Here is a 14,285-nt window from a genome sequence, read left to right on the forward strand (position 1 = left end):
ATGAGCAACCTACAAAATCCTCCCGCCTTGAATTCAATTAGCCCCTTGGGTTTTTGGGATGGTGCCATTGGCACCCTTTCCCGCGAGCTGTCGCCCCAACAGTTTAAAACCTGGATACAGCCATTAACCCTTGTATCTTTCGATGAGAGTGATCACTCACTAACTGTTGGCGCCCCCAACAGATTTAAGTTAGATTGGATTAAAAAAACTTTCTCGGATCGTTTTCAAGAGCTCGCCTCCCAATATTTTGGTCTACCCATTAATGTCAATTTTGTGCTCGACGTTGAGGTGGGTGCGCCATCAACCACACTCCCAGCTGAGCCAGTTAGCCCCCCAGGTGAAGCCAGTGAGCTTGTTGAACCAAATCCCTTAGTTTCCGCCGAGGGCGACGCTTTTGAGATCGAGGATCACTCAAAACTCAACCCCAACTTGACCTTTGAAACCTTTGTTACCGGCAAAGCAAACCAATTGGCCAGGGCAGCATCGATCCAGGTGGCCCATAACCCCGGCAGCTCCTACAACCCCATGTTCCTTTACGGCGGGGTTGGTTTGGGCAAAACCCACCTAATTCATGCTATTGGTAACCATCTACTCAAAGAAAAACCCAACGCCAGAATTCGCTACATCCACGCAGAGCAGTATGTATCTGATGTGGTTCGAGCCTACCAACAAAAGGCGTTTGATCGCTTCAAGCGCTATTACCACTCCCTTGATCTATTGCTGATTGACGATATTCAGTTTTTTAGTGGCAAATCGAGGACCCAAGAAGAGTTTTTCTATGCGTTTGAGGCCCTACTAAGCAATAAGTCCCAGGTCATCATTACTAGCGACACCTACCCAAAAGAGATGGCGGGGATTGATGATCGCCTGATATCTCGCTTTGATTCTGGTTTAACAGTCGCTATTGAGCCGCCCGAGCTAGAGATGCGGGTCGCCATTTTGATGAAAAAAGCAATTAGCGAAGGCATCCCAATGAGTGAGGATGTGGCTTTTTTCGTGGCCAAGCATTTGCGCTCTAACGTCCGAGAGCTGGAGGGGGCGCTGAGAAAGATTTTGGCTTTTGTTCGTTTCCATGGCCGTGAGGTAACTATTGAGGTTGCTAGGACCGCCCTTAAAGACCTGCTATCCATCCAAAATCGTCAGATTTCGGTTGAAAATATCCAAAAAGCGGTTGCAGATTTCTACAGCATCAAGGTGGCCGACATGTACTCCAAAAAGCGCCCAGCCAATATTGCAAGACCAAGACAAATTGCCATGTTTATGGCAAAGGAATTAACCCAAAAGAGCCTTCCGGAGATTGGTGAGTTATTTGGTGGCAGAGACCATACAACTGTTTTGCACGCGGTTCGCAAAATAGCAGATGAGCGTTCCCACGATAGTCAACTAAACCATGAAATCCATGTGATTGAGCAAACCTTGAAGGCATGATTTTTGCCTGTGGATAAGTTTGTGGACAACCCTAAGGATAAGTTTGGGGATTGTGTGTGGATAAATTGTGGAAAGGTTCAGCTTCATGCAAAAATAGGGTATTGAAAAAAAGTTATCCCCGTTTTATGCAAGATTTATACAGTAGTTTTCCACAGGTTTTTTGTCTTCCAATGTGTTGATTTATAAGGTGTTTTTGAGTTATCCACGGAATTTAGAAGCCTTATTACTATTACTACTAAGATATATATAAAGGATTTAAAAGCAATGCAACTCGTTAACACTTCACGCGATAGCTTACTAAAACCCCTTCAGGTTGTTAGTGGAATTGTTGAGCGTAGACACACCCTGCCAATTTTGGCAAACCTCTTATTTAAGAAGGTGGGTGAAAAAGTGTCTTTCATTTCAACGGATATTGAAATTCAAATCACAACCAATGCAAATTTCGGTGTTGGAACGGAAGACGTAACAACCACCGTTGCTGCTAGAAAGCTACTTGATATCTTGCGCGCTCTTCCTGAGGGTCCAGTTTCTTTAAACCTAAAAGACAACCGCATGGTTGTTCAGAGTGGAAAAAGCCGGTTCTCACTGCAAACCTTATCTGCAACAGAGTTTCCAGTAATGCAAAGCGTGGGTGAGGTTACCGCTGCCTGGAAAATGTCTCAAAAGAGTTTTCGTCAATTGGTCAGTCAAGTGCACTTCTCCATGGCCCAGCAAGACATTCGCTATTACTTAAATGGGATGCTTTTGGTTGTTGAAGGAAAAGAGGTTGTTGCTGTTGCAACGGACGGCCATCGTTTGGCGTTTTCTCAAGTTGAATTAACTGAAGCGCCATCTGGTTCCGGACAAAGACAAGAAATTATTATTCCTCGCAAAACAATCCTAGAGTGCCAGCATTTATTAGAGGATTCTGATGAACCTCTTGAAATTAGCTTAACTGCAAATCAAGTGAAGTTTGCATTTGGTGATATCGAATTAATTTCCAAATTGGTCGAAGGTAAATTTCCAGACTTCCAACGTGTAATTCCAAAAGGACATAAAAATACATTGGTTGTTGGGCGTGACGTGTTGCAAGCAGCGCTCCAACGCGCAGCTATTTTGACCACCGACAAATTCAAAGGCGTTCGCTTCTCTTTATCACCTAATCGCATCACAGTTCAATCTACTAATGCTGAGCAAGAAGAAGCTCAAGAAGAAATCGAAACCGAGTACAGCGGCGATGCTGTCGAAATTGGTTTTAATGTCAGTTATTTACTGGATGTTTTATCAAATCTAAAGAATGACAAAATTCAAATTAGTTTGGGTGATGCAAATAGTAGTGCTGTGATTACTCTGCCTGGCTCAGAGAGCTTTAAGTATGTTGTGATGCCAATGCGTATTTAACTTAGAAAAAAATGACAGAAGAAAAAAAGGTAGTAGAGCAGTACGGCGCTGCATCGATTCAAATATTAGAGGGTCTCGAAGCTGTTCGTAAACGCCCAGGCATGTACATTGGAGACACTTCCGATGGAACGGGTTTACATCATTTGGTTTTTGAGGTCTTGGATAACTCCATTGATGAAGCTCTAGCTGGGTATTGTTCTGAAATTACCGTAGTTATTCAGACAGACAACTCCATCTCGATTGTTGATAACGGGCGCGGAGTACCGACCGGCATTAAATACGACGATAAGCATGAGCCGAAACGCAGCGCAGCTGAAATTGTCATGACTGAGCTACATGCCGGAGGCAAGTTCGATCAAAACAGTTACAAAGTCTCCGGTGGTTTGCATGGCGTAGGCGTTAGTTGTGTAAACGCGCTATCAAAGTGGCTGAAATTAACTATTCGCCGTGATGGTAAGACGCACTACATGGAGTTTGAGCGCGGCGTAATTAAAAACCGCAACATTCAAGAGGAAAACGGCGTTGCTACCTCACCAATCACTGTTACTGGCGATACAGAGCTCTCTGGAACTGAAGTTCACTTTTTGGCTGATGAGGATATTTTTGGAAATGTAGAGTTTCATTATGAAATTCTGGTGAAGCGGATTCGCGAACTTTCTTTCTTAAATAATGGCGTACATATTAAGTTGATAGACCAGCGTACAGGCCAAGAAGAAGACTTTGCATTCTCCGGTGGAGTTAAAGGATTTGTTGAGTACATCAATCAAACCAAAAATGTTTTGCATCCCAATATTTTTTATGCAGAAGGCGTCCGTCCGTCTGATTTGGGTGGGCAAATTACTGCAGAAGTTTCAATGCAGTGGAATGACAGCTTTAGTGAGCAAGTGCTTTGTTTCACCAACAACATTCCCCAAAGAGATGGCGGCACTCATTTAACAGGCTTGCGCGCAGCAATGACTCGGGTTATCAATAAATATATTGATGAGAATGAGGTTGCCAAAAAAGCGAAGGTTGAGATCTCTGGCGATGACATGCGCGAAGGCTTAGCTTGTGTTTTATCTGTCAAAGTTCCTGAGCCAAAATTTTCAAGCCAAACAAAAGACAAGTTGGTCTCCAGCGAAGTTCGCGGCCCAGTAGAGGAGATTGTTGCTGAAGCTCTGAGCGCATATTTGCAAGAGCGCCCAGCAGACGCCAAGATTTTGTGTGGAAAGATTGTTGACGCAGCGCGCGCTCGCGAGGCTGCGCGCAAGGCGCGTGATATGACGCGCCGCAAAGGCGCATTAGATGGCCTAGGCCTTCCTGGAAAGTTGGCGGATTGCCAAGAAAAAGACCCAGCCAAATCAGAATTGTTTATTGTTGAGGGCGACTCCGCAGGCGGTTCTGCAAAGCAGGGTCGTGATCGTCGCTTCCAGGCAATCCTTCCCTTAAAAGGAAAAATTCTCAACGTTGAGAAGGCGCGCTTTGACAAGATGTTGGCAAGCCAAGAGGTGGTTACATTAATTACCGTTCTCGGAACGGGTATTGGCATCGAAGAATATAAGGCTGACAAGCTTCGCTATCACCGCATCATCATCATGACCGACGCGGACGTAGACGGCAGCCACATTCGCACGCTTTTATTAACCTTCTTCTATAGGCAGATGCCAGAGTTGATTGAGCGTGGGCACATTTACATTGCGCAACCACCGCTTTATAAGGTGAAGTTCGGCAAGAGCGAGCAATACATTAAGGATGATGCTGAGTTAAATCGGTTGTTACTAAAAATTGCTCTCGAAACAGCATCACTACAAACACCATCAGGCGAGATTATTGAGGGTGTGGCACTCAATGAGCTGGCTAAGCACTACCAAGTTATACAGTCAATTGTGGATCGCTTATCGCGCACCATAGACGAAGACGCATTGCGAGCCATTGCCTCTGGCACACAACTGAATCTCGATACAGAAAAGTCTGCAAACGAGTCCGCTGACCGTTTAAGACAAGCTCTAGCAGACTCTTTAAATCCTTTGGCTTTACCGCCAGAGATTATTGTGCAAAAAGAAGATCGCACAGAGCGGTTTAGGTTGTTGTTGTCTCGTAGAATTCATGGAAATCTGAAGCTGTCTTCAATCAACTCAGATTTTGTGCACGGGGATGATTATCAAAGCCTGGCAAATGCGGCCGCTGTTTTGTCAGGCAAGGTTTTGCCGGGCTCAAAAGTACGCCGTGGTGACCCCGATAAGAATCCTAAAGAACAAACCATTAATGATTTTAGGGCCGCCTTCTCTTGGTTGTTATCTGAAGCAGAGCGTGTTCTCAGTCGTCAGCGCTACAAAGGTTTGGGTGAGATGAATCCATCTCAGCTTTGGGAAACCACCATGGATGCCAACTCCCGCACCTTGTTGCAGGTAAAGATTGAAGACGCGATTGCTGCTGACCAGGTGTTCACCACACTCATGGGCGATGAGGTTGAGCCTCGCCGTGCCTTTATTGAAAAGAATGCCCTTATTGCACGCAACCTAGACGTTTAAATAATGAAATCCAAAAAATTGTCTCCCCCGAAGGTGGACCGCTCCGCCATAGTTGTTAAGTCTTCACCCATTCATGGCAAGGGCGTATTTGCAGCAAAGCCAATTAAAAAGGGCCAAGCAATTATTGAGTACAAGGGTGAGCGTATTAGTTGGAAGCTCGCTGAAAAGCGTCATCCACATGATCCTAAAGATCCAAACCATACTTTTTATTTTTCATTAGACGATGGTCGCGTAATTGATGCCAAGTATGGCGGGAACGCAGCCCGCTGGATTAATCATTCTTGCAAACCCAGTTGCGAAACGCGCGAAGATAACTACAACGGCAAACCACGCGTATTTATTTATGCAAAGCGTTCTCTTAAGGTTGGGGAAGAGCTGTTTTACGACTATTCCTTAGATGTTGAGGGGCGCGTTACCAAGAGCATGAAAAAAGACTACGAGTGTCGTTGTGGCGCAAAAAAATGTCGCGGCACAATGCTTGCAGTTAAAGAAAAGTAAGCCTCTTGTCCCCCATGTTGTATGTCAGCATCCAAGAGCTTGAGGCCGCAATTAACTACTGGCGCAGCCAATCACCTGCAGAGGGTGAGGAGTTAAGTTTGTGTCCCGAAGCATCCGCTTTAGCAAAGCCTTATGCCCTCATGATTGTTCAGGGCGCCCAAAGAATTCCCATGGATGTTTTGGATGAGCTGGCCAGAACCGCAATTCAGACTTTTTCGAAAACAAATCAAAACAAGTAAACCACTTTAGGGTTATCGCTATACAGGGTGAAACCTTCTTGGGTTATTCTCAAAGTCTTGCCTCAGTTTGGGGTTAGAGGGCGTCAGATTGCAAGAAACAATATTAAAAACAATTGGGCTCGGGAAATCTTTTAAAGGATTTTCTGCGGTTACTGATGTGAACCTGGATGTGGCTAGGGGCACTATTCATGCATTAATTGGCCCCAATGGTGCAGGCAAGACAACCTGTTTCAACTTATTAACCAAATTTTTAGAGCCCAGCAGCGGCCAGATTTTGTTTAATGGTTTTGACATTACCAAAGAGGCGCCAGCACAGATTGCCCGTCGCGGCATTATTCGCTCATTCCAGATTTCAGCCGTCTTTCCGCACCTTACGGTTTTAGAGAATGTGCGTGTTGCACTGCAGCGAGGTTTGGGTACGGAGTTCCATTTTTGGAGATCCGGAAATTCTCTAAATGTTCTGAATGAGCGAGCCCATGAGTTATTAAATGAAGTGGGTTTAGAGGGTTTCGCCAATGAGGAAACCCTGAATTTGGCCTATGGACGTAAGCGGGCGCTGGAAATTGCTACCACCTTGGCGATGGAGCCCGAGTTAATGCTCTTGGATGAGCCTACACAAGGCATGGGACACGAAGATGTAGAGCGCGTTACTGAATTAATTGATCGTGTTGCTAAGGGCCGAACCATCTTAATGGTTGAACATAATATGAAGGTGGTTTCTTCAATTGCGGATCGCATCACCGTTTTGCAGCGCGGCTCCGTTTTAGCTGAGGGCTCCTATCATGAGGTGTCAAATAATCCTTTAGTAGTTGAGGCCTACATGGGTAGCCATGGAGGAGACGTATTATGACCATGGCACTCGAGGTCAAGAATTTAGAGTCTTGGTATGGCGAATCCCATATATTGCACGGCGTTAATTTTGCTGTACGCGATGGCGAGGTAGTGACCTTGCTAGGTAGAAATGGTGCGGGTCGAAGTACCATCTTAAAAACAATTTTAGGATTAACAAGTAAGCGAACCGGATCGGTCCAAGTGTATGGGGCCGAAACCATTTCAATGCCTACTTATAGGATAGCGCGCCTTGGCGTTGGGTTTTGCCCTGAAGAGCGCGGTATTTTTGCTAGCCTTAGCGCCGAAGAAAATCTATTGCTATTGCCGGAGATCGCACCTGGTGGCATGGGCTTGGATGAGATCTATGAGATGTTTCCCAACCTTTACGAAAGACGCAATAGTCCTGGCACTCGTCTATCTGGCGGCGAGCAGCAGATGCTGGCAATGGCTCGCATTCTTAGAACGGGCGCCAAACTGCTTTTATTGGACGAGATCACCGAGGGCTTGGCGCCAGTAATCGTGCAAAAGCTAGGAGAGGTGGTGACCAGCTTGCGCAATAAGGGCTTCACGATTGTCTTGGTTGAACAAAATTTTCGCTTTGCTGCACCTTTGGCTGATCGCCATTATGTGGTTGAGCACGGGAAGGTAGTTGAGGTTGTAAATCAAAATGAGCTTGCTGAAAAGGCGGCGCTATTAAATGAGTACCTTGGTGTTTAGTGGTTTTCTATAGGAGATAGAAATGAAGTTAAAGCAAATAACCGCTTGTCTGGTCGCGGCAACCATGTTCGGTTCAAATCCAGTTTTTGCACAAAGTGGCTCTAAAGTCAGTGGCGATGTTGTAAAGATTGGTGTGTTGACCGACCTTTCTTCAACTTATTCTGACTTGGCTGGTCCAGGCGCGGTGATTGCTGCCAAGATGGCAATTGCCGATTTTTCTAAAGACGGCACTGTTATTGGCAAAAAGATTGAGCTTGTGAGTGCCGATCATCAAAACAAAGCAGATATTGCGGCAAACAAGGCGCGCGAGTGGTACGACAAAGACGGTGTAGACGTGATTGTTGAGTTGGTGTCGACCAACGTTGCGTTGGCTGTGATGGAGGTTGCAGAACAAAAGAACAAAATTACTCTGGTTTCTGGTGCTGGTTCACTAACAATTACCAATGAGAAATGTACGGCCAATAACGTACATTGGGCTTATGACACCTATGCTCTTTCCAATGGCACTGGCAAGGCGGTAGTGAAGCAGGGCAAAAAGAATTGGTATTTCATTACTGCCGACTATGCTTTTGGCGCAGCGCTTGAGAAAGATGCTACTGCCGTTGTAACGGCCAATGGCGGTAAGGTTTTAGGCACTAGCAAGCACCCATTCCCCAACAGTGATTTCTCTTCTTACCTTCTGAAAGCGCAGGCTAGCGGAGCTGATGTGGTTGCTTTGGCTAATGCTGGACAGGACACCATTAACACCGTTAAGCAAGCTTCAGAGTTTGGAATTAACAAAAAGCAAACGGTTGTGCCATTGTTAATGTTTATTTCTGATGTGCACTCTTTGGGTCTCCCAGCAGCGCAAGGAATGTATCTTACAGAGGGTTTTTATTGGGACAAGGATGACAAGACTCGCGCATTTTCAAAGCGCTTTATCTTGCAACATAAGCGTATGCCAACCATGGTTCAGGCAGGCGTTTATTCCTCTGTTCTTGCGTACTTAAATGCCGTTCAAAAGGCTGGCACTGACGATACTCAGGCTGTAATGAAGGCGCTCAAGTCAACCAATATCGACGATGGACTCTTTAAAGGCAAGATTCGTGCTGATGGCAAGTTTGAGCACGATATGTATTTGCTTGAGGTGAAAAAACCAGCGGACTCTAAGAGCCCTTGGGATTACTACAATGTGCGCGCTACGATTCCAGCAGCCGAAGCCACTTTGCCGCTTTCCCAATCAAAGTGCAAGCTGGTTAATAAGTAAGTTACTTAGAAATTAAGAATGTTTGAACTTCTCGGAATTACCCCTCAAGGGCTGGTAGCCCAGCTCTTGGTGGGGCTGATTAATGGCTCGTTTTATGCCATATTGAGTTTGGGATTGGCCATTATTTTTGGCCTTCTCAACATCATTAATTTTGCCCACGGTGCACAGTACACCATGGGTGCATTTATTGCGTGGATTGGTCTAACGCAAATTAGTCAGTGGCTGGGCTTTCCAGGTTTATCGATTAACTATTGGTTTGCTTTAATTATTGTGCCGCTAGTATTGGCGGGCTTCGGTTTAATTCTTGAGCGCACCATGTTGCGTCGCCTGTATCACTTGGACCACTTGTATGGCCTATTGCTGACCTTTGGTTTGGCTTTAATTATTGAGGGCATGTTCCGCCATTGGTATGGGATTTCTGGTGAAAGCTACCCGGCCCCAGAGTTTCTTCAAGGCGCAATTCCCTTAGATTCCATTGGCATCATCTTGCCGAAGTATCGTGTTTGGGTGGTGGTAATTTCTTTGACAGTATGCTTTTCGACTTGGTATGTGATTGAGCGAACCAAGCTTGGCGCTTATCTGCGCGCGGGCACTGAGAACCCAAAATTACTGCAAGCATTTGGTATTAATGTTCCTTTGATGATTTCTTTGGCCTATGCCTATGGCGTTGGTCTTGCTGGGTTTGCTGGTGTTTTAGCGGCCCCAATTTTCCAAGTAAACCCATTAATGGGCTCTAACTTAATCATTGTGGTTTTTGCTGTGGTTGTGATTGGTGGCATGGGCTCAATCATGGGTGCCATTTTGACCGGTCTAGGATTGGGCTTAGTTGAGGGCCTGACCAAAGTGTTTTACCCAGAAGCTTCTGGAGTAGTGATTTTTGTGATTATGGCAATCGTTTTATTGCTCCGGCCCGCTGGGCTCTTTGGGCGGGAAAAATAATGATGAATCCAAAAATAAAACTGCTTTACGGCATCTTGGTTTTAATCGCCCTTTTATTGCCTTTCCAGGATTTCATTTATTTGGTGTTTGCAATGAAGGTGTTGTGCTTTGCCCTTTTTGCTTGTGCCTTTAATTTATTGCTCGGCTTCACCGGCCTCTTGTCCTTTGGTCACGCTGCTTTCTTTGGAGCTGCCGCTTACATCACTGCCTATCTTTGCAAAGAGTCCGGCCTTTCCCCCGAGCTTGGAATTCTGTTGGGTGTATTGGGGTCGGGCGCACTCGGCTTTTTAATCGGCGCTCTTGCGATTCGTCGTCAGGGTATTTATTTTGCGATGGTGACATTGGCACTTTCACAAATGATTTATTTCTTGGCTGTGCAGTTGCCATTCACCGGTGGTGAAGATGGAATTCAGGGTGTACCGCGAGGAATGCTGTTTGGTCTCATAGACCTCAAAAATGATGTCGCTATGTACTACTTTGTTTTGGCAGTCTTCTTATTTGGCTTCGTACTGATTATGCGTGCCGTCAATTCCCCATTTGGTCAGGTTTTGAAGGCCATTCGTGAAAACGAACCGCGTGCAATTTCCTTGGGTTATGACGTTGACCGCTTCAAACTAATGTCCTTTGTGATTTCAGCTGCACTAGCAGGCTTGGCGGGTTCTATGAAATCACTCGTCTTCCAGTTGGCTACATTGACCGATGTTCATTGGCATATGTCTGGCGAAGTGGTCTTGATGACCCTGCTTGGTGGTATGGGAACCATTCTCGGTCCAGTAGTGGGCGCTGGCATTGTGGTTGGTCTGCAAAACTATCTTGCCAACATTGGCTCTTGGAGCACGATCGCAACAGGATTTATTTTTGTGATTTGTGTTTTGGCATTTCGTCGTGGTGTGGTTGGTGAAATTGCTGCGCACTTCAAAAACAAAAACTAATATTCTTTCCCTTTTTATTATTTGGGTTTAGTGCTACGTGAATTTTCAATACTGCACACGCATTTAAACAAAAGAGACACTCATCGAATTTTCTATTTTTATCTGGCCCTTGCTTTTGGCAACGGCATTCTTTGCCGGTCTAGTGGATGCAGTGGCCGGCGGTGGCGGACTCATTCAGGTGCCTGCCTTGTTTGCGGCCTATCCTAATGCGCAACCGGCAACCCTGTTGTGCACCAATAAAGTAGCTTCTATTGGCGGAACTCTAAATGCCGCCCGAAAATTTTTGCATCACGTTTCTTTGCCTTGGGCAATTGTGTTGCCTGCAATTATTGCTGGATTTTTTGGCTCGCTTTTGGGCGCGAATGCCGTTAGCAATTTTCCTGCTGAGCCTTTACGCAAAGCTCTGCCATTTGTTCTTTTACTCCTATTGCTTTACACCTGGTTTCAGCCATCTCTTGGAGAGGCGCATGCGCCCCCTCTTGGCAAAAGCCGCTTTCAGCAATGTAAAGGTGCTCTGCTCGGATTAACTATTGGTTTTTATGATGGCTTCTTTGGTCCGGGAACAGGAAGTTTTTTGCTGTTTGGTTTTGTAAGGTTGTTTGCATTTGATTTTTTGCATGCGTCTGCCGCGACCAAGTTGGTCAACATTGCAACAAACCTAGCCGCAATTTTGATGCTGGCAAGTCTGGGTCAAATTAACCCTCCCCTTGGGATCGCCATGATGGTTGCCAATATTGCTGGCAGTCAGCTTGGTAGCCGCTTGGCAATTCAGCATGGCAGTGGTTTTGTTAGAAAGGCTTTTTTGGTAGTGGTTAGTCTGCTGATTCTGAAGTCTGCATGGAACGCCTATTTTCTGAATTAAATCAGTAGCTTAGAAAAGCTCCCTGGTACTTCATGGCTTTTTTGCCACTTTTGTTTCACGTGAAACAAACAAAATGCTATGATCATCGCCCTATCTGAGGGAATTCATGCGTTATTCCAAAAGTTTCGATGTCATCGTAGTGGGCGGCGGTCATGCTGGGACTGAGGCCGCCCTCGCATCGGCACGCATGGGTTGTGAGACCTTATTAATTACCCATAGTATTGAGAATTTAGGCGCCATGAGTTGCAATCCCTCTATTGGAGGCATTGGCAAGGGGCATCTCGTTAAAGAAATTGATGCCATGGGCGGCGCAATGGCGGCTGCTACTGATGAGGCAGGCATTCAGTTTCGTATTCTGAATTCGAGTAAAGGCCCTGCGGTGAGAGCAACTCGCGCCCAAGGCGATCGTATTCTCTATAAGGCGGCAATACGCCGCCGCCTTGAAAATCAACCCAATCTCACCTTATTCCAGGCTGCGGTAGATGATTTGCTAGTAAAGGGTGACGAGGTTCAAGGTGTGCTGACCCAAATGGGTCTGGAGTTTATGGCCAAAAAAGTGGTTTTAACGGCTGGAACTTTCTTAGACGGCAAGATTCACGTTGGTTTGAATAACTATGCAGGTGGCCGTGCTGGCGACCCTGCGGCAGTTTCTCTGTCGGCGCGCTTAAAGGGGCTTAAGCTACCCCAAGGTAGGCTTAAGACTGGTACTCCACCTCGCATTGATGGCAGAACGATTGACTTCTCTGTCATGCTCGAGCAGCCTGGCGTTTTGGATCCTATCCCCGTATTTTCTTATTTGGGGCGTCCTGAGCAGCACCCCAAGCAAGTGCCTTGCTGGATTTCCCATACAAATGAAAAGACCCATGACATTATTCGTGGCGGTCTAGACCGCTCTCCTATGTATACGGGCCTTATTGAAGGGGTTGGCCCACGCTACTGCCCTTCTATTGAAGACAAAATTCATCGCTTTGCCTCTAGAAATAGCCATCAGATCTTTCTAGAGCCGGAGGGATTAACAACCAATGAGTTTTACCCCAACGGAATTTCTACCAGCCTTCCTTTTGATGTCCAGTGGGATTTGGTGCGGAGCATTCGTGGCTTAGAGTCCGCGGTAATCGTTCGCCCAGGCTATGCCATTGAATATGACTTTTTTGATCCACGCCAATTACGCCATAGCTTAGAAACTCGGGCCATTGGCGGTTTGTATTTTGCTGGCCAAATTAATGGAACTACCGGCTATGAGGAGGCGGCCGCCCAAGGAATGTTGGCAGGAATTAATGCCGGATTGGCCGCACAAGGCAAGGAGCCATGGTTACCCAAACGTAGCGAATCCTATATTGGCGTGCTCGTGGATGATTTAATCACCCGAGGGGTACAAGAGCCCTATCGGATGTTCACCAGCCGAGCAGAATACCGCTTAAGTTTGCGCGAAGATAACGCTGATATGCGCCTTACTACTATTGGTCGTGAGCTTGGCTTGGTGGACGACTATCGTTGGGAGGTTTTCTGCAGAAAGCAAGAGGCTGTTTCACGTGAAACATCTCGTTTGCAAGATATCTGGATTGGCCCTAAGCATGAGGCTGCACCATTGGTTGCAGAACTTTTGGGCCAGGATTTATCCCACGAGTGCAATTTAACTGAGCTGTTACGACGCCCAGGCGTCACTTACGAGGCAATCACCTCTTTAGGCGGTGGGTTGTGGTCACCTGGAAGCTTGGATGACGATATTGGGCTTGCCTCTCAGATAAGCGATCAAGTAGAAATTTCAGTGAAATATCAAGGCTATATTGACCGCCAAGCGGTTGAAATTGGACGCCAAGCCCATAATGAGGCCTTCCCTCTCCCTGAGTCCTTGGATTACACAGAAGTGTTAGGTTTATCTAAAGAGGTTCAACAAAAACTCAATTTACATAAGCCTGCCACCTTGGGTCAGGCAGGCAGAATTTCTGGGGTAACTCCAGCTGCATTGTCGCTGCTTTTAGTGCACCTTAAAAAGGGTTTGGGTCGCACCCAAGAAACCGCATGACCGAGGCCCTACTTTCTTTGGGAATAGAAGAATTAGGCCTCAATTTAAGTGGTGCCAATATTGCGGATTTAGAGCTTTTTTTACAGGAAATGGGGCGTTGGAATCAGGTCCATAACCTGACCTCAATTGAGAACGAGCAAGACTCCGTACGACTACATCTCATTGATTCTATTGCAGTTTTGCCTGTTTTAAGACGCTTTCTAAAAATGCCTGATCCTAAAATTGCCGATCTTGGATCGGGCGGCGGCTTGCCGGCGATTCCTATTGCGATTGTTCAGCCGGAGTGGCAAATTTCGCTGATTGAGGCCATCCGTAAAAAGACAGCATTTCTGCAGCATGTGCGCGGCAAACTGAAGCTTAAAAACATAGAAGTATTGAGCGAGCGAGTAGAAAATGTTGCGTTGCAACAACCTGCTCAATTTGATGCAGTGATTTCACGTGCATTTACTAACCTCGCACGGTTTTTAGAGCTCTCGCTACCTTTAATTAAACCGGGCGGCCTGGTATTCGCAATGAAATCTAAGCGAGCTGACGAAGAAATGGCTGATGTATCTATGGATGATTGGCAGTTGCTTGCTGATGAAGCCTTAGTTATTCCCAATCTCTCTGCGGAGCGACGCCTATTGGTGCTGACCCCCATGAGAAAATCCATCCCTTCCTTTTAAGCAAAATCCAAA

13 protein-coding genes are annotated in these 14,285 nt (G+C 46.1%); all 13 read left to right on the forward strand.

The annotated features are described in order from the left end of the window. Entirely contained in the window at positions 1–1,428 is a 1,428-nt protein-coding gene (gene dnaA / locus C2757_RS00005; RefSeq protein WP_251366753.1) for a chromosomal replication initiator protein DnaA, read from the forward strand. Between the two features lie 264 nt (positions 1,429–1,692). Next, positions 1,693–2,808: a DNA polymerase III subunit beta gene (gene dnaN, locus C2757_RS00010; protein ID WP_215374573.1), complete on the forward strand. Its 1,116-nt coding sequence runs from the start codon at positions 1,693–1,695 to the stop codon at positions 2,806–2,808. Between the two features lie 11 nt (positions 2,809–2,819). Next, complete coding sequence (gene gyrB / locus C2757_RS00015; RefSeq protein WP_215374576.1) at positions 2,820–5,318, forward strand: DNA topoisomerase (ATP-hydrolyzing) subunit B; 2,499 nt, start codon at positions 2,820–2,822, stop codon at positions 5,316–5,318. 3 nt (positions 5,319–5,321) lie between these two features. Next, positions 5,322–5,816 carry an SET domain-containing protein gene (locus tag C2757_RS00020; RefSeq protein WP_215374579.1) on the forward strand — a complete coding sequence of 165 codons (495 nt, stop codon included), beginning with the start codon at positions 5,322–5,324 and terminating at the stop codon, positions 5,814–5,816. 14 nt (positions 5,817–5,830) lie between these two features. After that, complete coding sequence (locus tag C2757_RS00025) at positions 5,831–6,055, forward strand: DUF3717 domain-containing protein (RefSeq protein WP_371817043.1); 225 nt, start codon at positions 5,831–5,833, stop codon at positions 6,053–6,055. 88 nt (positions 6,056–6,143) lie between these two features. Then, entirely contained in the window at positions 6,144–6,905 is a 762-nt protein-coding gene (locus tag C2757_RS00030; protein ID WP_215374584.1) for an ABC transporter ATP-binding protein, read from the forward strand. Further along, on the forward strand, positions 6,899–7,603 hold the full coding sequence (locus C2757_RS00035; protein ID WP_215376684.1) for an ABC transporter ATP-binding protein: 705 nt from the start codon (positions 6,899–6,901) through the stop codon (positions 7,601–7,603). The genes C2757_RS00030 and C2757_RS00035 overlap by 7 nt, the downstream gene beginning before the upstream one ends. 22 nt (positions 7,604–7,625) lie before the next feature. Further along, the gene (locus C2757_RS00040) at positions 7,626–8,849 is read left to right on the forward strand and encodes an ABC transporter substrate-binding protein (RefSeq protein WP_215374587.1); all 1,224 of its coding nucleotides are present in this window, start codon (positions 7,626–7,628) and stop codon (positions 8,847–8,849) included. Between the two features lie 18 nt (positions 8,850–8,867). Beyond that, on the forward strand, positions 8,868–9,788 hold the full coding sequence (locus C2757_RS00045) for a branched-chain amino acid ABC transporter permease (protein WP_215374590.1): 921 nt from the start codon (positions 8,868–8,870) through the stop codon (positions 9,786–9,788). A 2-nt stretch (positions 9,789–9,790) separates the two neighbouring features. After that, positions 9,791–10,720, forward strand: a complete 930-nt coding sequence (locus tag C2757_RS00050; RefSeq protein WP_215376687.1) for a branched-chain amino acid ABC transporter permease — start codon at positions 9,791–9,793, stop codon at positions 10,718–10,720. 109 nt (positions 10,721–10,829) lie between these two features. Beyond that, positions 10,830–11,582: a sulfite exporter TauE/SafE family protein gene (locus tag C2757_RS00055; protein WP_371817019.1), complete on the forward strand. Its 753-nt coding sequence runs from the start codon at positions 10,830–10,832 to the stop codon at positions 11,580–11,582. 106 nt (positions 11,583–11,688) lie between these two features. Then, positions 11,689–13,608 (forward strand): tRNA uridine-5-carboxymethylaminomethyl(34) synthesis enzyme MnmG, encoded by a 1,920-nt coding sequence (gene mnmG / locus C2757_RS00060; protein WP_215374593.1) that lies wholly within the window; start codon positions 11,689–11,691, stop codon positions 13,606–13,608. Beyond that, positions 13,605–14,273, forward strand: a complete 669-nt coding sequence (rsmG, locus tag C2757_RS00065) for a 16S rRNA (guanine(527)-N(7))-methyltransferase RsmG (protein WP_215374596.1) — start codon at positions 13,605–13,607, stop codon at positions 14,271–14,273. The genes mnmG and rsmG overlap by 4 nt, the downstream gene beginning before the upstream one ends. Positions 14,274–14,285: the final 12 nt, after the last annotated feature.

The organism is Polynucleobacter sp. MWH-Svant-W18 (assembly GCF_018687495.1).
Taxonomy (GTDB): domain Bacteria; phylum Pseudomonadota; class Gammaproteobacteria; order Burkholderiales; family Burkholderiaceae; genus Polynucleobacter.

What these genes read in the sequence shown, in the direction of transcription:
- rsmG (WP_215374596.1), top strand. Translation starts at nt 13,605, where the DNA reads ATGACCGAGGCCCTACTTTCTTTGGGAATAGAAGAATTAGGCCTCAAT.
- mnmG (WP_215374593.1), top strand. Translation starts at nt 11,689, where the DNA reads ATGCGTTATTCCAAAAGTTTCGATGTCATCGTAGTGGGCGGCGGTCAT.
- C2757_RS00040 (WP_215374587.1), top strand. Translation starts at nt 7,626, where the DNA reads ATGAAGTTAAAGCAAATAACCGCTTGTCTGGTCGCGGCAACCATGTTC.
- gyrB (WP_215374576.1), top strand. Translation starts at nt 2,820, where the DNA reads ATGACAGAAGAAAAAAAGGTAGTAGAGCAGTACGGCGCTGCATCGATT.
- dnaA (WP_251366753.1), top strand. Translation starts at nt 1, where the DNA reads ATGAGCAACCTACAAAATCCTCCCGCCTTGAATTCAATTAGCCCCTTG.
- dnaN (WP_215374573.1), top strand. Translation starts at nt 1,693, where the DNA reads ATGCAACTCGTTAACACTTCACGCGATAGCTTACTAAAACCCCTTCAG.
- C2757_RS00020 (WP_215374579.1), top strand. Translation starts at nt 5,322, where the DNA reads ATGAAATCCAAAAAATTGTCTCCCCCGAAGGTGGACCGCTCCGCCATA.
- C2757_RS00025 (WP_371817043.1), top strand. Translation starts at nt 5,831, where the DNA reads ATGTTGTATGTCAGCATCCAAGAGCTTGAGGCCGCAATTAACTACTGG.
- C2757_RS00045 (WP_215374590.1), top strand. Translation starts at nt 8,868, where the DNA reads ATGTTTGAACTTCTCGGAATTACCCCTCAAGGGCTGGTAGCCCAGCTC.
- C2757_RS00050 (WP_215376687.1), top strand. Translation starts at nt 9,791, where the DNA reads ATGAATCCAAAAATAAAACTGCTTTACGGCATCTTGGTTTTAATCGCC.